Here is a 19,251-nt window from a genome sequence, read left to right as displayed (position 1 = left end):
CCTTCCTTTCAAAACAAGGGACCAAGAAAAATCTTAAAGTCCCCCTACTTATTTTATTGTGTCATCTGTTTTGCTTTTATTTCTTCTTCGTATTCAAAGATGCTTTTTGTTGATTCAGAATTTGACGGTAAACTTGTTGCACCTTCGCTTCACTTGGACGTTGACCACTAGCTCCCAACAATGTACGAACTGCTTCAACATTCAAACGTGGGTTTGATGCAAATTCTTTTTCAAACTGCTTGCGAAGTAGGTACATACCTGCCAACATTCCACCAAAGAAAGCAAGGATAATCAATAAAATTGTCAAAAATGTAGACATAAGTGTTTTTCTCCTAAATTCAATATTTACACATTTTCTATTATACCAAAAAGGCCCTATTTTTCAAAGTCAAAGCCATACAATGTTGCAAAGTAATCCTCTGGTTTTTCGGCCCGTCGGATGAGACGAGTTTGGCCTGATTCTTCTAATAAAATCTCGGCAGAGCGGAGCTTGGCATTGTACTGATAACCCATAGAATAACCATGCGCTCCTGTATCATGGATGACCAAAAGATCCCCAATTTCAGAGACAGGAAATTCCCGATTTTTGGCAAACTTGTCATTGTTTTCACACAAACTACCAACAATGTCTACTATTTCTGTCTTTCCATCTGGTCGATCCAGATTGGTGATATGGTGGTAGGCCCCGTACATAGCGGGACGAAGGAGGTTGACAGCCGAAGCATCTACTCCTAGATAGGTCCGATAAGTCTGTTTCTTATGGGTGACATGGGTGACCAATAGGCCATGTGGGGCTAGCATAAAGCGGCCTAATTCCGTATAGATTTTCACTTGATCTAAGCCCACTGGAACTAAAATGTCCTCGTAAGCCCGACGAACACCTTCCCCAATCACAGCAATATCATTTGGTTGGTCTTCTGGTTTGTAGTTCACTCCAACCCCACCAGAGAGGTTGACAAAGTCCAAGGTAACCCCTGTCTTTTCAACCACTTCTACTGCCAACTGGAATAATTGCTTAGCCAATTCTGGATAGTAATCATTGGAGACGGTATTCGAAGCTAAGAGGGCATGGATCCCAAATCGTTTGACACCTAAATCTTTCAACTCCGTAAATGCTTGGATCAATTGCTCCTTGGTCATGCCAAACTTAGCCTCTTCAGGATGGTCCATGATATCCGTTCCCAGTTCAAACACCCCTCCTGGATTATAGCGGCAAGAGATGACCTCCGGTAGTGTCGCAACAGATTGTAGGAAGGCTACATCTTCGTAGGCATCCAAGTTGATAGTCGCTCCTAGCTGACGGGCAAAGACCATCTCTTCAGCCGGTGTATTGTTGGAAGAAAACATAATTTCTTGACCCGTAAATCCTAATTTTTGTGCCATCAGCAGCTCCACATAGCTAGCACAGTCCACGCCACAGCCTTCTTCTTTGAGGATTTTTAGGATGGCTGGATTAGGGGTCGCTTTGATAGCGAAATACTCCTTAAAGCCTGGATTCCAAGAAAAGGCTTGATGGAGGGCACGAGCTGTCTGCCGGATCCCAGCTTCATCATATAGGTGAAAGGGAGTTGGATAGGTTTCCGTAATTTGTTTTAATCTTTCTCTACTAATAAATGGACGTTTCATGTGAAGATTCTCTTTTCTATCAATTTTCTTTAGTATATCACAAGTTTTCCAACAAAAAAAGCCGGTTTCCCGGCTCTTTCGATTAATCGTTGCGTCCAAAAATACGCAAGATATTGATGAACAAGTTGATGAAATCAAGATAGAGTTCCAAAGCCAAAGCAACAACCCAACCATTGGTTGGCTGACCATTGGATTGTTCATAGACATAACGAATCTTTTGGTTATCCCAAGCAGTCAAACCTGCAAAGATGATAACACAAAGAATGCTAAGGACATAATCCATACCAGAGCTTTGTAAGAAGATGTTCGCAATCGAAGCAATGATAATACCAATCAAGGCCCCCATAAATGCTCGTCCCATTCCAGACAAGTCTTTTTTGGTCACACGACCAATGGCAGACATGATGAAGAACATCAAGGCACTAACGACGAAGGCTTTATAAACTGTCGCTTGAGCATAGCGTGCAATGATAAAACTCAAGGTAAAGCCATTCAGAGCTGAATAAGTTAAAAAGAGAGGCAAGGCCATGGGATTGTTTTTCACAGATTGTCTCGAAGCGACCAGGACCAAAATCAATTCAACAGCAATGGCAATATAGTAGACCCATGGAGCCTGAGTTAGAATATATATGAAGGTTTCTTGGAAAAGGGTCATCATCAAAGCTGATACGACAGCTGAGATTCCAACTCCAACTCCAACTAGAGAATAAATTTTGCTATAAAAGCTATTAAGACCACTTTGTTCGTGGATAACGGTTTGTTGATTCATCATCAATCATTCCTTTCAAACTTAAATTATTATGATTTTAACATTTTTCGATGGAAAAGTCTCCTCTTTGACCACTTTTTTCTCATTGGTTCTGAGGCTTCTTTTATCGCCCAGTATTTATCGACCATGGTCACGAGGAAAGATTCTTTGTAGCGAGGTGGAGCAAGCGTCAAGCCCCACATATGTTTGAGGATGATGTCCTCTTCTTTTTTATTGAGGCTCGTTATCTTTTTGGCATTTCGAACAGCTATCCGAGGATGTACCCAGGCATGGCTCTTGTTAAATTTGACCTGCCGCCAGTCGTAGTAAAAAAGATCGTGTAAGAGAGCTCCCCTTGCTGTACTTTTGGTATCCCAGCCCATCTTCTTAGAAATGCGGTAGCTGGTGTAGCTAACGTGAATGGAATGCTCTAAACGGTTGGAATGAATATGGTGGGGAATTTCCTTTAATTTTTGAAGTTTGGGATGCTGGATCAAATGTCCGACTTCAGCCATATATTCTTTATCTTGTCGATACATGCGTCTCACCTCCTCTATCTGACTAACGCACTATTCTTCAACCATAGAAAAGATCAAAATCCCTGCAGCAACAGCGACATTCAGACTCTCTGCCTGACCTGGCATGGTGATATGAACCAGCAGATCTGCCTTCTCAGCCATCTGGTCACTAATACCTTGTCCTTCATTCCCCATGACCAGTACAAAAGCAGGGACTTTCTCCACTTGCTTATAGTCAATAGAATCCTGAGACAAGGTGGTCGCATAGATGGGTAGCTGACTTTCTTCAATGGCTGTTAAGAGTTGCTCTTTAGGCAAACGGATAACAGGAAGATGAAAATGACTCCCCTGCATAGAGCGCAAGGTTTTCATATTATACAAATCTGCTGATTGATCAGTTAGAAGCACCCCGTCAAAGCCTGCTGCGTCAGCAGTCCGAATCATGGTTCCGACATTTCCTGGATCTTGAACATCCTCTAACAATAAATACCGTCCTTGAGCCAGCTGAAGATGCTGGATTGGCTGTATCTTAATTTCAGCCACAATTCCTTGAGGGCTTTTGGAATCAGCAATTTCTGCTAAAACCTCAGGACTTACGATGGTCGCCTTCGTATCTTTCTTGACCTTATCTACAAACTCTTCCAGAACAAAGACTTGTTCAATCGGAGCCTGATGATTGATAGCTTCTTCATAAAGATGCCAGCCTTCGATCAGGTAGGAGTCGATTCGGTATTTTTTTTGATGAAGTTTTTTAACTTTTTTGATCCCATTATTGGACTTAGAGGTTATAATATTCATAAGACTATTATACCACATTCACAGGAGGAGCTTCTCCGTCCTGAGTAGGAATTCAAGCACAAGGAGAACAAGCATGCAAAAAGTTGAAATGACGGCCCAAGGTCGGGTTCAAGGTGTTGGCTTCCGTTGGGGAGTTTATAGCTTAGCATTAGAAATTGGAGGCATTACAGGTCGGGTCTGGAACAATGATGACGGAACGGTCACTATCCTTGCCTCCTGCGAAGACAATGCCCGCATGGCCAAATTTATCCAAGAAATACGAAAAGGGCCTACTCCTTTTTCAAAGGTTTCTTATCTTGATGTCCATCTGGCAAACTTCGAACCCTACAAAGATTTTAAAATTTCAAATTAAGTCTAGAGAACTATTGTTAATTTGATAAAAAAACAGTAGAATAGAAAGGTATTATTTAAAATTAAAGGATTGTAACTCGTGAAAAAATATAAACGTTATCTACTTGCTGTTCTCAGCTTGTCAGCCCTCCTCCTCTTAACAGGATGTGTCAGCATCGACAAGACAACCAAACAACCAACCGGTTTCGTCTGGAATCTCCTTGGAAAACCGATGGGGGAAGCCATCAATTTCTTTGCGACAGATCTTGGCCTCGGCTTTGGTCTAGGGATTATCCTCGTAACAGTGATTGTTCGTGTCATCATCTTCCCACTAGGTATTTATCAATCATGGAAGGCAACCTACCAGTCTGAGAAGATGAACTACCTTAAACCAATCTTTGCGCCGATCCAAGAACGCATCAAAAATGCGGAGACTCAAGAAGAGAAATTATTGGCCAACTCTGAATTGATGGATGCTCAAAAAGCAAATGGTGTCAGCCCATTCGGCGGCATTGGCTGTTTGCCTTTGTTGATTCAAATGCCTTTCTTCTCTGCCCTTTTTTATGCAGCTCAATACACTCCTGGTATTAGCAAGGACTCTTTCCTTGGCATTGGTCTCGGTTCAAAAAGTCTTGCTTTAACCTTAGTTGTTGCTGTCCTTTACTACATTCAAAGTATGCTCGCTCTCCATGGTATCGAAGATGAAACCCAAAGAGAAACCATGAAGAAAACAGCTCTCGTAAGCCCAATTATGATTGCCGTCTTCTCTTTGATTTCACCAGCTGGTGTCACTCTCTACTGGGTAGTCGGTGGTTTCGTACAGATTATTCAACAATTTGTCATCAACTACCTCATCCGTCCAAAATTGCGGAAACAAGTTGCTGAGGAATATAAAAACAACCCTCCAAAAGCTCCAGCATCCAATGGACGTCGCGTTAAAAAAGATATCACACCTACTAATCCAACCAATGCGAATCGTTCCCTTCCAACTAACGGAAACAAAAAACGAAACGCTGGAAAACAACGCAACCGTAACTAATACTAGTAAAAAGGCCGAGATATCATCTCGGCCTTTTCCATTACTACAAAAAAAGAGAGTGGTTCATTCTCATATAATAATAGATACAAACTATTGTTATACATAAAACAGTTAGATGATTATCAAAAAATGACTTTTATTTTTTAGTTATTTAAGAAGATGAAAAACTTTCCGCTGTGAGAAAAGTGCCTGAAACTATTGTGTTTCAGGCACTCGGGAGTTTTGAGAGTAAAACAGTTTGGGGAACTGTTTTAGCCTGAGCCTGGAAATTAAAGAGCGAAGGTCTCAAAACTAAGTCATGGAACTTCTTCGAAGTTCCATGACGTCCGTACTCACCTAAGGAAAGTTTTTCAGAAGACTTTATCTTCAAAAAAAAATGAGAGTGACTCACTCTCATTTTTTATTCTGTTTTTTCAACGTTCAAGATTTTCACTTGGTAGCTTCCTGCTGGAGTTTCAATTGTCACAGTATCCCCTGTTTTCTTACCAATTAAGGCATGACCAATTGGACTTTCATTTGATATCTTACCAGCAAAAGCATCCGCTCCAGCTGAACCAACAATAATGTAAACATCTTCTTCATCTTCGCCAATTTCTTGAACAGTAACGGTTTTTCCAATCGCTACTTCGTCAACAGCGACAGCATCACTATCGACAATTTCAGCATAACGAATCTTTGTTTCTAGGCTTGAGATTTGTCCTTCAACAAAAGCCTGTTCGTCTTTAGCGGCTTCGTATTCACTGTTTTCTGAAAGGTCTCCGTAAGAACGAGCAATTTTAATCCGCTCTACAACTTCTGGACGACGAACTAATTTCAACTCTTCTAATTCAAGTTCTAATTTTTGCTTTTCAGCTAGGGTCATTGGATAGGTTTTTTCTGCCATATTTTTTTCTCTTTTCTATTATTTTTTTCGAACTAAAAAGGTGTGGCATGCCACATCCTCCTTAGTTTGAGCTGCTTTCTGTTAATTTGCTATTCACATGTTCTTCCACGTTTTTAGTGTGTTCCTCATAAGTTTTCGCAAAATAGACTTCCCCAGTCTCTACATTTGCTACAAAGTAGAGGTAGTCTGTCTTGCTTGGGTTGACGGCTGCTTCAATTGCAGATACCCCTGGACTATCTACTGGACCAGGCATCAAACCAGTATTCTTGTAGATATTATAAGGTGAATCGATATTAGTGTCAATGGTTGCGTCTTCTTTTAGAGTCGTCTTCTTGCCTAATTGGCCTTGTGCGTACAAGATAGCAATATTACTTTGAAGAGGCATATCTTGATTCAAACGGTTATAAAAGACGCTTGCAATATCCTTGCGATCTTTATCAGTAGCACCTTCTTTTTCAATCAAAGAAGCCAGCGTCAATACCTCATTGACATCAATATTTTTAGCTTCCATGGTGTCATAGTAGGCTGAAAGATTTTGGTCCATTGCAGCTAACATCTGGTCTACAAGATCTTCCATTTTACTATCTTTTCCATAGCCATAAGTAGCTGGGAAGAGATATCCCTCCAAGCGGTAGCGTACGCCACTTTCCTTGGATGGCAAGGTTGCTAATAACTTAGGATATTTGGCTACCATCTTTTCAATAAAGGCATCATCTTGGATGACTTTTAGGAATTCTTCTTGCGTATATGGAGTCTTGGCACCAGATTTTGAGCTCGCATCCACAGAAACCACTTCCGCGATTTGATCAATCGTGTAGCCCTCAGGAATGGTAATTTTTCCTAAGACTGGTGGTTCCGGAGTTTTAGTTCCTTGCTCTTGCAATTTTTGAATAATGGTATCGAGATCCATACTCTTTTGAAGATTGAAATAACCAGATTGGAAGTTCCCATAATTCTTGAACTTGGTGTAATAGTTGAAGAACTGGCCATTCTTAATCAAGCCTTTTTTCTCCAAAATAGTCCCAATTTCACGATTGCTAGAACCAGCAGGAATTTCAACGGTTACAAACTCTGTAGCCTTGGCATCCATAGCATTTAAGTTAGATTGAACATAGGTCACTGCAAAAATTCCAGTTGCAACCATTAAGACAAAAAGAATACCTAGAACCGTCAAGACGATTCGTTTCGCAATGGTGTTCTGCTTTTTCTTTTTCTGAACACGTTGGTCCCGATCCTTGCGCGAAACACTAGATACCGGTTTTTCTTTTCTCGAAACAGCTACAGGCTGACTTGAGCTCTCTGCTTCTCGAGTTGGCTCTTCGATTGGTAGAGGCGCTTCTTCTTGGTTCTCTTCGGCTACTTCCTGAATTGCAGGAACCTCTGTAACCTCTGGTACTTCTACTTTTTCTACTTCCTCTGGAATCTCTACTGTTTCCTGTACCTTGGACTCTTCTGACACAGAGTCAGAAAGCGACTCTTCCGTCTCATCTTCTTTGTTCTCTGGAATCGAAATTTTTTGAACAGGTAAGTCATATTCTTTTTCAACCTGTACAATCTGTTTATTGGCTTCTTCAAGATCACGGAGAATCCGCTCTTTGAAGCTTAATAATTTTTCATTCTCTTGTTGGTTTTCAGTCAAATACTTGACCCCCCTTGTCATAATCCTTAATATTATATCTTAAAAGGGATAGAAAAGCAATAGGAACGAGGCTTGAGCGCCTCAAATCCTATTGATCACTTACTTGATGGGAGCTCCCATACTAAATCGTACCAGACTTCCCCAGCATAATTAGAGGCCGAGCGTCCTTCGTTTACAAAGCCGTTCCTTTCATAATACTTAATCAAGTAATCATGACAAGTCAAACTAATCCCTTCTCGACCTTCCTCTAAAGCAAGATTTTTCATGGCTTCAAGCAGGGCTTTCCCGACCCCTAAGCCCTGTGCAGACGGAGAAATCGAAAGACTCGTAAGGGTAATATAACCTCCTGGTAGATGGGACTCGTCTTTTACGTCCGCTGTAAAAGAGCGGTCCTCGACATATCTAGTTTGTGTCACTGGGCCTTCTAGATAGCCAAGAATTTGGCCATCCTTTTCAGCGACTATAAAGCTATTATTAAACGTTTCAATATGTTTTGCAAGCACCGTCTTATCTATTGCCTCTTCTGGACTAAAATTTTCCAGTTCTATAGCAAGAATGGCTTCTAAATCATCAATAGTTGCACGACGAATGTTCATTTTTCTTCCTTTCTATAGGGACAGGCACCAACTTAGTTGATAGCCCTCAACTCCTTCTTCGTTATCCCCTATCTCTAGTTGGAAATCATTCATTTCAAAATACGGAATCAGTTCTTCCTGGCAGAGCACATGAATTCCTAACAAGGATTCTTGAGCTACAAGAGACTTGAGTGAGGCCAGTAACAAGGTACCAAAACCTTGTTTTCTAAAGTTTGGAAGAATTTCCAACCACAATAATTTTAAAGAGGGATTTTCGAGCTGATCCTCTGTTTGAATCAGGCAACTCCCAATCACTTGCTCTTCAAATTCCAAGACCAGGGTCCTGAATCCGTTCAGTTCTTGTCGTTTAGCACTTTGAAAAGAAAAATTTTGGGACGTGATCTGTTCGATCTCATCCCAATCAATTTCTTTAGCAAACCGAATCCTAAGGTTTGGTTGCATGGTATCTCCTTATTGAACGTTATTGGTCAAGTTCCCAAGTAAACGTTCAAATGAATATTCATAGGTCTGGATATCTCCTGCTCCCATGAAGACATAGACAGCATTGTCATGATCCAAGAGTGGAGAAACGTTTTCAGCTGTAATCACACCTGATTTCTTGATGATTTTCGCTTCTAGATCTTCCACTTTTACATCCCCATGATCCACTTCACGGGCTGATCCATAAATCTGTGCCAAGTAAACTGCATCGGCCTGGTTCAAGGCATCCGCAAATTCATCCAAGAGAGCAATCGTCCGAGTAAAGGTATGAGGTTGGAAGACCGCTACGATTTCCTTACTTGGATACTTTTGACGTGCCGCATCCAAAGTAGCAATGATTTCAGTTGGATGGTGGGCAAAGTCATCAATGATGACGGTATCGTTGACAATCTTTTCTGTAAAGCGACGTTTGACCCCGCCAAATGTTTTTAAGTGTTCCCGAACTAAATCAAGATCGAATCCAGCGATATAAAGCAAACCAACGACCGCTGTAGCATTCATGATATTGTGACGTCCGAAGGATGGGATTTGGAACTGTCCCAAATCTTCTCCACGGAAGTGAACAGTAAAGGTTGATCCAGTAGTAGAACGCAAGAGATCACTGGCTACAAAATCATTGCCCTCTTCTTCAAAGCCATAGTAATAGATTGGGGCATTAGCTGTAATCCGACGAAGCTCAGGATCTTCCCCATAGATGAACAAGGCTTTGGAGATTTGTTTGGCATAATCATTGAAGGCATTAAAGACATCTTCTAGGCCAGTAAAGTAGTCAGGATGGTCAAAATCAATATTGGTGATAATCGAATACTCTGGGTGGTAAGGCATAAAGTGACGTTCGTACTCGTCTGATTCAAAGACAAAGTACTTAGCACCTTTGGAACCACGGCCAGTTCCATCACCAATCAAATAGCTGGTATCTGTGATATTAGACAAGACATGGGACAAAATCCCTGTAGTAGAAGTTTTCCCGTGAGCTCCTGCTACTCCCATGCTGACAAAATCACGCATAAATTCACCCAAGAATTCATGGTAGCGTTGATAGGTGTAGCCTTGAGCATCTGCATAAGCAATCTCTACATTATTTTCAGGTTTAAACGCATTCCCTGCGATCAAGATTTGATCACCGGTAAGATTTTCTTCACTGAATGGTAAAATGGTAATCCCTGCCTGCTCTAAACCTCTTTGTGTAAAGTAGTATTTCTCCACATCAGATCCTTGTACAGTGTGTCCCATCTGATGGAGCATCAGAGCCAAGGCGCTCATACCTGCTCCTTTTATTCCGATAAAATGAAATGTTTTTGACATAGTTTCTCCTCCTGCTAGTCCAGATTGGTCACATCGAGTTCTTGTTTAATGGGTCTCGTTTGGATGTTTTGATGATCCTTGTTATAGATTTGACTCTTTTTCAAGAAATCATAATTATTCTTCTTTGGCTTTTCTTCTTGGTGAGACTCTTGAACCGGAAGTTCCTCTGCCTCCTCTAAAAGAATCAATTGCTCTTGTTTCAGTCGCTCGCCATATTTGATTAATTCACCTGGATTTTCTTTTTGAAAAGGAGCTGTTGGCTTCACTTTTGGTATGAAAGAAGGGGTGAATTTTTTCCGATTGGGTTTAGAGGCAATATCCGCCGTCAAATACGGAGCCGTCCGCTTCTTTTTCAAATCAGCACGCGCTGCTTCCCGAGCTTCTTCTGCGTAGCGATTCGCCGGGCTCTTTTTATCAACAGGCTCCTTGAAATCAGGAGTCATCGGCTGCCTTCTTGACTTAGGCACTTCAAATGGTTTTTGAAGGGATTTTTGTAGATTTTTTTGATAAGGTTGCTCTGCTACCTTTCCAGTAGCAATTGGCTCCCATTCTAAATAGTTTTTATCTGTATACTCCCCAAGAATATTACTAATGAAGTCCCCATCATCATATAAATTCATATGGGGCATTTGAGTTAGCATCAATTCATCATCTGCTACTTGAGGAAACTGCTTATCCGTCATCCTATTTCTTCCTTTCGACACTTCATTAATTATAAACTATTCATTTAATTTTTCAAGTTATTCTACCGAAATACCCAAAATTTCCCGAATTTCTTCAATAGAAAGGCTGGAGCGCGTTTCGGTGCCATCTAATATGGTAGAAACTAAATGACGTTTGCTAGTCTGGAGCTCTTGAATTTTTTCTTCGATGGTCCCTCGAGTAATCATCCGGTAGACCTCAACATTCTTATCTTGTCCCATTCGATGGGCACGGCCAATGGCTTGATCTTCTACCGCAGGGTTCCACCATAGGTCAACCAAAATAACCGTGTCAGCACCTGTCAAATTCAAGCCAACTCCACCTGCCTTCAAGGAAATGAGAAAGGCATCCCCTTGACCGGAGTTAAAGGCGTTAGTCATATCTTGTCGCTCATTAGCTGGCGTAGATCCTGTGATTTTAAACGAAGTCATCTTCAAAGCATCCAACTCTTTTTCAATGATATCCAACATGCCCCTAAATTGTGAGAAGATCAACACTCGTTGGTTTCCATCTTTGATCTGCTCTAGCAATTCTCGAAGGCTATCCAGCTTCCCACTTTCTCCAGTATAGTCCTCTAAAAAGAGGGATGGAGTATCACAAATCTGACGAAGACGCATCAAACCAGATAAGATTTCCATCTTACTGCGATTGAGTTCCTCTTCAGAAGAGCTTAGAATGCGGTCTTGCATTTGCTTCAACTGGGCTAAATAGATCGTTTTTTGATCGTCAGCCAATTCATTCTTATAGGTCATCTCAATCAAATCCGGAAGCTCCTGCAAGACTTCACTTTTTTTCCGTCTCATGATAAAGGGCTTGACGTATTGAGAAATAGTCTCTGGACTCAATTGTTTAAATTCTTTTTTACCCGGAAACAAACCAGGAAGCACAATTTGGAAAATCGACCAGAGTTCCTCTACATGGTTTTCTATTGGCGTTCCTGACAAAGCAAAGGTATGAGGAACATCGAATTTCCGTAAATATTGGGCAATCTTGGTTTGGGAATTTTTCATGACCTGGGCTTCATCCAAGATGAGGTATTGGTACTGATTTTTTTCGTATTGCTCTACGTCCTGGCGGAAGGAAGCGTAACTGGTAATCGCTACCTGAGGGTTGCTTGCAATCACCTCGTCGCGACTTGCTTTGAGGCCATAGATAACCTCCACTTCCATTTGTGGAGCAAACTTTTCGAACTCCTCTTTCCAATTATAGATTAGACTAGATGGAGCTAAGATCAAAATCTTAGAATCCGCCGTCGCAACACTCGAGAGAAAGGCAATGGTCTGGAGGGTCTTTCCAAGTCCCATATCATCTGCCAAAATCCCCCCAAAGCCATAGTGATTGAGCATGGATAGCCAGCGGACTCCGACTTCCTGATAATCTCGAAGTTTAGCTGTCACTTGCAACTCACCCAAAGGAAATTGCTCTGGATGAATCAAGTCATGAGCCAAGTGACGAAACTCTTCAGAAAATTGGACATTGTCAGCTGACTCAAATAACTGGGAGAGCTGGAAGGCTGCAATGCGATTGGTTTGTAACTGACCTGTTTTTGTCTTCTTTGCACGAAGATTCAATAAAGTCTGACTGATCCGCTTGGTTTCTTCATCAAAGATTAGAACCTTTCCTGATTGACTGATATAATAGTCATTCTTCTCAACCAAGGCACTCATCACTTGCTCAACCTCAGAGGGATCAATGGAGTCAAATTCAAAACCAATCTCAAGGAGACGACCACTGGTTTGAATGGCAATCTTTGGCTTTTCAATCTGATACAGATCTAACAACTTATCCGAAACTTCGACCTCTCCCAGTTCTTCAAACAAGGGAAGGGTCTGCTGAAAGAAGGGATAGATCTGCTTGGGAAGGAGAGGAGCTCGTTTGGTTTGAAATTGATTGGTAAAGCCAGCTGTCAAGATGGTTTCAAAAACCAAACGTTCCTTATCAAAATTACTGGAATAAGGCAGATCCTTAAGTTCTTTCTCAGAGCGAACGATACGGTCCTCGTAGACAAAAACTAGATCCAGCAGCACTTCTCCTTGCTCCGATAAATCAAAAGCAAAGTGAGGTTGAAAATCGTGAATATAGAAATTACTTGGTGCTTTCACCTCACCAATTTTCCTGAATTGCTCTAAGCTATAGGTTAATTTGGTCTGATCAGACAAATCAAATTGAACATGTCTTTTCTGATCACTGGAGAGGGGTAAACTCTGCACAGCCTCAATCAAAATCTTTTGAAGCGGTGATATTTGATAAAAATGGCCATTTGCCAAAAGAAAGCGACCTTCCACCATTTTATAGGAAGCCACTTGGACCTGTAGTTCGATAAACTCCTTCATTTCCACTACTTGGAAAGAAAACAAGCCTGAATCTTCCTGAAGTTCTTGAAAGAATACTTCCTGATAGGTATCCAGTCCGACTTCAAGGGTAAAGGACGGTAGGTCCATCAATAATTGCACAGCTTCTTCAAAGAAACTCATTGGAAAGTAAAGATGACGACCCCCATTTGGAAAGAAGAGGGCATCATGCACCGTATCTCCCGATAACAAGCCTTCTAAGAATCGAATTAAGGCACGACTTTCAGGGTCAAATGCTGCGTAGGAAATCGGCTCGTAATAACTTTTTCCAATCGCAAAATGGGACTGTTTTCTGATGGCTTGCAAAAAAGCTACAACATCCCGCACCACATAAGATCTCTCATCCGGTCTGCGATAGATACGAAGGGTCCACAAAAACTGACCGGAATAGTCGTCTACATGACCGGTTGCTGAGAGACCAAAACGGACTTCCTTGCTTTCAATTTTTGGTAGGACTTGATCTAAAAACAAACTTCCAAAAGATACTTTTTCCTTTGTTTCTTGACTTTCTGTTGCATCTTGCTCTAAACCAAGCAAGAGTTCCTTCCCTTCTTCATCATTTTTTAAAAAGGCTTCTCCTGCGGCTAAATGCACACAGAATTTTTTCTTCTGGAAAAACTCACAACTACAAAAAATTGCTTGATCATCTAGACTATAGCGGAGGGACTCATTGTCAATTCTGAAATAGAGGTACTGATTCTTCATTTCCTGTAGGGATACTTTCCCGTTTTCATAGAGAAGGATTCCTTCTGAACGGATTTTCCCAGGAATTAATTTTGCCATATTTACCACCTTATGTTTATCCCTTTATTATATCATATCCCCTCTAAAATAGAAAAAAAAGACAAAGAATTGTGAAGAATTCAATGCCTGATTTTACTATCACCTACTCCACTTTTCTTTTTCCATTCAAATTAAAGAAGAGTTATTCTTAGAAACTTCCCTTAGGTGAGTACGGACGTCATGGAACTTCTATGAAGTTCCATGACTTAGTTTTGGACCCAAGGTTCCAAAACTCCCGAGTGCTAGAAACAATCTTGTTTCTAGCACTTTTCTCACGGCGGAAAGTTTCAGATCTACTTGAATGACTCCAAAAATAAAAGTCATTATTTGAAAAATAGCTAGCTATTTTATGTTAATAATGGTTTGTTTACATTCTAAAAGGAACACCAAGTGTGTTCCTTTTATTTTATTCTCTTATAGCCTTCTTTTTTGAAATTTTTGATATGTTCTGAATAGTTGGCCAGTTCTCCAAACGTTTTTTTCTCATCGTTGGCTTTATTTAAGGCTTCAATATCTAAGTCTTGGTAGACGATCTTAGTATGAATCATCAGTCCACCCTCTTTCGTCCGACTCACATCTGTTGTATAGCCCGAAATTCCTTTTTTAGGTTCAACAATTTCTTTTTTAATATATTCAAACTCAGAGTCATCTTCAATATTTACATTAAAATTATCAGCCCAAAACTCTTCAGAGATCATTTGATTGGCTCTATGTCGAATCGTCACTCGAAGAAGAATGTCTTTATCTTTTTTCTCATAGGTTTCTTCTCTTTCAACGCTACAAGCTGTCAGTCCCAGAAATACTATAAATGTGACTACAAGCAGGAGTCCTTGTTTCAAGGTTTTCATAAACACCTACTTCCGTTTCCGAGCGATCAAATGGATTGGGGTCCCTTCAAAGACAAAGGCTTTCCGAATTTGATTTTCCAAGAAACGTAGGTAAGAGAAATGCATGAGCTCTTCTTCATTGACAAAGACCACAAAGGTTGGTGGCTTGGTAGCAACCTGAGTCGCATAGAAGATTTTTAGACGTTTTCCTTTATCTGTCGGGGTCGGATTAATGGCGATGGCATCCATAATAACATCGTTTAAGACAGCTGAAGGAATCCGTGTATTTTGGCTTTCACTGATCTGCTTGATCATATCTGGTAACTTGTGCAAGCGTTGTTTGGTCAAAGCAGAGACAAAGATAATAGGTGCATAAGATAAGTATTGGAATTGATCTCGAATATCATCTTCCCATTGCTTCATGGTGTGGTTATCCTTTTCAAGGGTATCCCACTTATTGACCACGATGATCATCCCTTTTCCAGCTTCATGGGCAAATCCGGCAATCCGCTTATCGTACTCGCGGATTCCTTCTTCTGCGTTCAAGACCATCAAGACCACATCCGAGCGATCGATAGCCCGCATAGCCCTCATCACAGAATATTTCTCTGTACTTTCATAGACCTTACCAGATTTCCGCATTCCGGCTGTATCAATCATGGTGTACTCTTGGCCTTCTGCATCGGTGAAATGGGTGTCAATCGCATCTCGCGTAGTTCCTGCTACAGGACTGGCAATGACGCGGTCTTCCCCAAGGATGGCATTGATCAGACTAGATTTTCCGACATTAGGGCGGCCAATCAAGCTGAACTTGATGACATCTGGATTTTCTGGCTCCCGATCCGTCGGAAGGTTTTCAACGATGGCATCCAAGACATCCCCTGTACCAATCCCGTGCACAGATGACACTGGCAAGGGTTCGCCCAGGCCAAGAGCGTAGAAATCATAGATGTCAGTTCGCATCTCTGGATTATCCACTTTATTGACCGCTAAAATGACTGGTTTGTGGGTCTTGTAGAGCATCCGAGCGACATACTCATCTGCATCTGTAATCCCTTCTTTTCCAGATACGACAAAGACAATGACGTCTGCTTCATCCATGGCAATCTCCGCTTGGTGCTTGATTTGCTCCATGAAAGGTGCGTCCACGTCATCAATCCCGCCAGTATCAATAATACTAAATTGGTGGTTGAGCCACTCAGCCGTTGCATAAATACGGTCCCGAGTAACCCCTTCGACATCCTCGACAATGGAAATCCGCTCACCGGCAATCCGGTTAAAGAGCGTTGACTTCCCGACATTTGGACGTCCTACAATGGCAACAGTAGGTAAAGCCATGGTGTCCTCTTTTCTCTTATTTTTCTAGTTGGTGTTTCTTTAATAATTCTGCCGTAGCAGCTGGTTCTTCCTGTCCAAATTGGGCAGCCAAGCGTTGGCTCCAAGTATCCGTTGCCCGTGCTCCAGCATAGGCAGTCTGTACTCGATCAAAGGCTTCAATCACTTCAGGAGTCTGCTCCTGGTAACTTTCTTCGAAGACAACAGCTTCCAAAGGAAGGCGGGGCTTCACAGGATGGTTCTGATTTGGCACTCCTAAAGCCATCCCAAAGACAGGATAGGTGTAGTCTGGTAAGTTAAATAGTTTGGCCACTTCAGCCGCTTCATACCGAACCAAGCCAATAATGACTCCTCCGTAGCCTAGACTTTCAGCAGCTAGCAAGGTATTCTGACCTGCCAAGGCCGCATCTACAGAAGTAATCAATAAATTATCTGGTCCTTCTGGATGGAATTGATCCGTATGCATTCGAACCCCTTTTTCAGCTCGGTTGAGATCTCCTACAAACAGTAAGAAAACAGAGCATTGACGAATTGCCTCCTGAGGGACGAATTGATAGAGCCCCTCTTTCTTTTCCTGGCTTCTCACTAAGATAATGGAATAAGACTGGAAGTTCTTCCAAGAGGAAGCCATCTGTCCTGCTGTTAGGATTGCTTGAAGGTCTTCCTCTTTGATGTCCTCCTCCTTAAAGCGACGGACAGAGGAATGAGATTTCATCAAATCAATAACAGGATTCATCGGCGATTTTCTCCTTCTAGGCGGACTTCTTTAGCAAGGAACTTGATTCGCTCCATGACACGTTTGGCTTGCCAAGTCTCATCTCCATTCCGAGATGTAGCAAAATGACGTTCCAAATCTTCAAAGTTGAAATTCGAAGTAAAGAAGGTTGGAAGAATCTCCTGCATCCGATGTTGCAAAATCACTTGCAAGACTTCATCCCGGACCCAAGGCGACATTTGCTCTGCCCCAATATCATCAAGAATCAAAATTTCAGCCTTCTTGACCTGATCCAACATCTCTTTAACCTGACCTGTATTAATGGCATTTTTGACATCGATGACAAAGCTTGGGAAATGTAGAATGGTGGAGGAAGCCTGACGTTTTTCAGACAAGTCATGAGCAAGAGCTGCCATCATATAGCTTTTCCCAACTCCAAAATCTCCATATAGAAAAATCCCTTTACGAGCTTGAGGATAGGAAGCAACAAAATTGGCCAACTCTTCAAAGGCTCCAAAACGCCCACGATCATCCAAGTCGACTTTCGCTAAGGAAGCTTCCTTCAAGGTGCTTGGTAAGTTGATCAGCTGCAAGCGTCTATTGATAGCGGCTTGTTTTTGTGCCTCGATTAATTCAGGTGTCTCCTCATAGGAAACATCCGCATAACCTTCATTCATGACTAAAACAGGCTTATACCCTCTTGCAATATAATCTGCATCCCCAAGGACAAAGCGATTGCGCTCACTGATGTATTGGTTAAATTTGGAAATGCTACGACGGATTTCTACATCCGATAAACCCTCCTTTTGAATAAAGCTTGCAATCTCAGGTTCGGCGAGAATTTGAGCTACCAATTCTTCATAATTGAACTGCTGTGATCGATTCATCTGGGACATGGTTTTCCCTACGCTCTCCATTTACTCCCCTCCTTGATTTAATTTCTCGAGCAAGGCTCGTTTTTGTTGTTCCAGATTAGCCTGTTCTTCTTGGCTAGTCTGATTGGTATAGTTAGGCTGACTCCACTTCGGAACATTGGTCTTTCCTGTCGCTGACCCACTCTTAGCTACTTTCTCTTTTGCTTTTTGTAAATGGGAGTCTTGGCGCTGGCGGATCTTCAGAACGGCCTCCTCAGCCGTCTTTATCCCCTCATAAGCAAAGTCATTTCCAACTTTTAAGGCATACTTTTCATTGAGATTGGCGGAAGCAACCTTGTTAAAGGTAAACAACAAGATCACATTTATAACTTCATCTAACAGGCCTAAACGGGCCAAGTCAGAAATTACTTGGCGTTCTGATTGGGTCACAACAGCCTTACGCGCTTTTTTTATTCCTGCTAAAAATTGACGACTGGTCTTATTTTTAGCTTCCCGGATAATGGCCCTTTCCTGCGGAGTGAACTCATCCTTACCTTTTTCTTGTGGCTCTTGGGTCAGTTTTTGTCTCATCCGTTTGGTCGAAATGACCAAATTAACCGCTGTCTCCTTGGCCAACAGATAGGTCTCGTACCAAGTCCAATTCTTCTCTTCGGTGATGGCATAAAGAACTAAGAGGTCCTCTTGTTCGTTCTCAAAACGAAGGCCATCCCGTACCATTAATTGTTTAAAGTGCTCTAAACTGAAGGAAGATACTTTCCTCTGAGGGGTCGAAACACCATCAATCCCAAAAATAGAGGCAAAGTTCACCTTCCGTTTCTCTCCCTCTGGTTTTTCAGGAAGCAAGTCACGAACTGCTGCTTCTCCTATTTTTTTCTCCAGCAACTTCTGATAAGCGATATTCGCGAAAAATTGATCTGCTTCTAGCGGAGCCAAAAATCGGAACTGAAGTCCTTCATCTGTCTCAAAAACCTCTAGTAAATTCATGGCAATCAAACGGTCTAGACTTTCGAGAAAATGAGCGAAACCTAGATCCAAATGATTTAAAACAACAGCAATCAGCCGTTTTTCTTTCCCCTGATCATAGAGACTCAGCAGAAAAGTATATAATTGACTTGCTTGAACACCTAATATTGGTCCATACAGATGCGTGAAAGAGGCTCCTGTAGGCGCTAAATAATTATTCTTCAAGAAAGAAAATGAAGTATTGGGCTTCATCTATTTTTCCTTTTTCTTCTTCGTTCCTTTGGTAATCTGCTTTAAGAGACTTTCCAATTCACCAACATCCTTGAAACTACGATAGACACTCGCAAATCGAACATAGGTAATTTCGTCCAATTCTGCTAACTCGTCCATGACAAGTGATCCGATATAGTCACTCTGGATCTCATTTTCACTCTGACTACGAATCTTTTGTTCGATTCGCCCCACAATTTCCTCAATTTCGTCACTCGACACGGGACGTTTCTGAGCAGATCGAATAATCCCATTAAATATTTTATCTCTAGAAAACTGTTCCCGGGTGCCATCTTTTTTCACCACAACAAGAGTCCGCTCTTCTACTCGTTCATAAGTGGTGAAGCGATGATGACATTCATCACATTCTCTTCTTCTACGAATCGTTTTTCCATCTTCTGCCTGGCGACTATCTACAACACTAGACTTATTTCCGCCACATTTTGGACACCGCATGGACACCCTCCT

At 41.6% G+C, this 19,251-nt stretch carries 20 protein-coding genes; 2 read left to right on the top strand and 18 right to left on the bottom strand.

Going from position 1 to position 19,251, the window contains the following annotated elements:
- Positions 1-76: 76 nt before the first annotated feature.
- The 5 genes from AC3E8G_RS07475 to AC3E8G_RS07455 all read right to left on the bottom strand — a co-directional run bounded on the left by AC3E8G_RS07475 (position 77) and on the right by AC3E8G_RS07455 (position 3,690).
- On the bottom strand, positions 77-319 hold the full coding sequence (locus AC3E8G_RS07475) for a YneF family protein (RefSeq protein ID WP_006595782.1): 243 nt from the start codon (positions 317-319) through the stop codon (positions 77-79).
- A gap of 56 nt (positions 320-375) precedes the next feature.
- Positions 376-1,626 (bottom strand): diaminopimelate decarboxylase, encoded by a 1,251-nt coding sequence (locus AC3E8G_RS07470; protein ID WP_048789533.1) that lies wholly within the window; start codon positions 1,624-1,626, stop codon positions 376-378.
- Positions 1,627-1,708: 82 nt separating this feature from the next.
- The gene (locus tag AC3E8G_RS07465) at positions 1,709-2,395 is read right to left on the bottom strand and encodes a Bax inhibitor-1/YccA family protein (protein WP_006595780.1); all 687 of its coding nucleotides are present in this window, start codon (positions 2,393-2,395) and stop codon (positions 1,709-1,711) included.
- Positions 2,396-2,424: 29 nt separating this feature from the next.
- Entirely contained in the window at positions 2,425-2,913 is a 489-nt protein-coding gene (locus AC3E8G_RS07460; RefSeq protein WP_048715413.1) for an HDIG domain-containing metalloprotein, read from the bottom strand.
- 30 nt (positions 2,914-2,943) lie between these two features.
- Positions 2,944-3,690, bottom strand: a complete 747-nt coding sequence (locus tag AC3E8G_RS07455; RefSeq protein ID WP_490677392.1) for a TrmH family RNA methyltransferase — start codon at positions 3,688-3,690, stop codon at positions 2,944-2,946.
- A 73-nt stretch (positions 3,691-3,763) separates the two neighbouring features.
- Here AC3E8G_RS07455 and AC3E8G_RS07450 point away from each other — a divergent pair, with 73 nt between their 5' ends.
- Complete coding sequence (locus tag AC3E8G_RS07450; RefSeq protein ID WP_125334819.1) at positions 3,764-4,042, top strand: acylphosphatase; 279 nt, start codon at positions 3,764-3,766, stop codon at positions 4,040-4,042.
- A 78-nt stretch (positions 4,043-4,120) separates the two neighbouring features.
- Positions 4,121-5,059 (top strand): membrane protein insertase YidC, encoded by a 939-nt coding sequence (gene yidC, locus AC3E8G_RS07445; protein WP_490677390.1) that lies wholly within the window; start codon positions 4,121-4,123, stop codon positions 5,057-5,059.
- 400 nt (positions 5,060-5,459) lie between these two features.
- On the opposite strand, the gene greA is transcribed toward yidC, so the two are convergent.
- The 13 genes from greA to nrdR form a co-directional block, all read right to left on the bottom strand.
- On the bottom strand, positions 5,460-5,942 hold the full coding sequence (greA, locus tag AC3E8G_RS07440) for a transcription elongation factor GreA (RefSeq protein ID WP_006595775.1): 483 nt from the start codon (positions 5,940-5,942) through the stop codon (positions 5,460-5,462).
- A gap of 61 nt (positions 5,943-6,003) precedes the next feature.
- Complete coding sequence (gene mltG / locus AC3E8G_RS07435) at positions 6,004-7,614, bottom strand: endolytic transglycosylase MltG (RefSeq protein ID WP_414286232.1); 1,611 nt, start codon at positions 7,612-7,614, stop codon at positions 6,004-6,006.
- Positions 7,615-7,676: 62 nt separating this feature from the next.
- A complete protein-coding gene (locus tag AC3E8G_RS07430) occupies positions 7,677-8,177 on the bottom strand; it encodes a GNAT family N-acetyltransferase (RefSeq protein WP_490677388.1) in 501 nt (166 codons plus the stop codon).
- Between the two features lie 12 nt (positions 8,178-8,189).
- Entirely contained in the window at positions 8,190-8,618 is a 429-nt protein-coding gene (locus tag AC3E8G_RS07425; RefSeq protein WP_023027159.1) for a GNAT family N-acetyltransferase, read from the bottom strand.
- Positions 8,619-8,627: 9 nt separating this feature from the next.
- Complete coding sequence (murC, locus tag AC3E8G_RS07420; RefSeq protein ID WP_006595771.1) at positions 8,628-9,962, bottom strand: UDP-N-acetylmuramate--L-alanine ligase; 1,335 nt, start codon at positions 9,960-9,962, stop codon at positions 8,628-8,630.
- Between the two features lie 14 nt (positions 9,963-9,976).
- Positions 9,977-10,645, bottom strand: coding sequence for a divisome accessory protein ZapJ (gene zapJ / locus AC3E8G_RS07415; RefSeq protein ID WP_414285678.1), 669 nt, complete (start codon positions 10,643-10,645; stop codon positions 9,977-9,979).
- A 57-nt stretch (positions 10,646-10,702) separates the two neighbouring features.
- The gene (locus AC3E8G_RS07410; protein ID WP_129822389.1) at positions 10,703-13,798 is read right to left on the bottom strand and encodes a pilus expression-regulating Snf2 family helicase; all 3,096 of its coding nucleotides are present in this window, start codon (positions 13,796-13,798) and stop codon (positions 10,703-10,705) included.
- 401 nt (positions 13,799-14,199) lie between these two features.
- Positions 14,200-14,646 (bottom strand): hypothetical protein, encoded by a 447-nt coding sequence (locus AC3E8G_RS07405; protein ID WP_236127846.1) that lies wholly within the window; start codon positions 14,644-14,646, stop codon positions 14,200-14,202.
- A 6-nt stretch (positions 14,647-14,652) separates the two neighbouring features.
- Positions 14,653-15,963: a ribosome biogenesis GTPase Der gene (der, locus tag AC3E8G_RS07400; RefSeq protein ID WP_490677385.1), complete on the bottom strand. Its 1,311-nt coding sequence runs from the start codon at positions 15,961-15,963 to the stop codon at positions 14,653-14,655.
- 16 nt (positions 15,964-15,979) lie between these two features.
- Positions 15,980-16,696, bottom strand: a complete 717-nt coding sequence (locus AC3E8G_RS07395) for an NADPH-dependent oxidoreductase (protein WP_195348063.1) — start codon at positions 16,694-16,696, stop codon at positions 15,980-15,982.
- Positions 16,693-17,592 (bottom strand): primosomal protein DnaI, encoded by a 900-nt coding sequence (gene dnaI / locus AC3E8G_RS07390; RefSeq protein WP_490677383.1) that lies wholly within the window; start codon positions 17,590-17,592, stop codon positions 16,693-16,695. The genes AC3E8G_RS07395 and dnaI overlap by 4 nt, the downstream gene beginning before the upstream one ends.
- Positions 17,593-18,765, bottom strand: coding sequence for a replication initiation and membrane attachment family protein (locus tag AC3E8G_RS07385; RefSeq protein ID WP_490677381.1), 1,173 nt, complete (start codon positions 18,763-18,765; stop codon positions 17,593-17,595).
- Positions 18,766-19,239, bottom strand: a complete 474-nt coding sequence (gene nrdR, locus AC3E8G_RS07380) for a transcriptional regulator NrdR (RefSeq protein WP_006595763.1) — start codon at positions 19,237-19,239, stop codon at positions 18,766-18,768. It abuts the gene before it with no gap.
- Between the last annotated feature and the right edge of the window lie 12 nt (positions 19,240-19,251).

The sequence above is a fragment of the Streptococcus sp. SCPM-O-B-15294 (M123) genome (genome assembly GCF_058200455.1).
The sequence above is the reverse complement of the archived record's forward strand: the minus strand, read 5'-3'. Positions and strand labels throughout refer to the sequence as shown.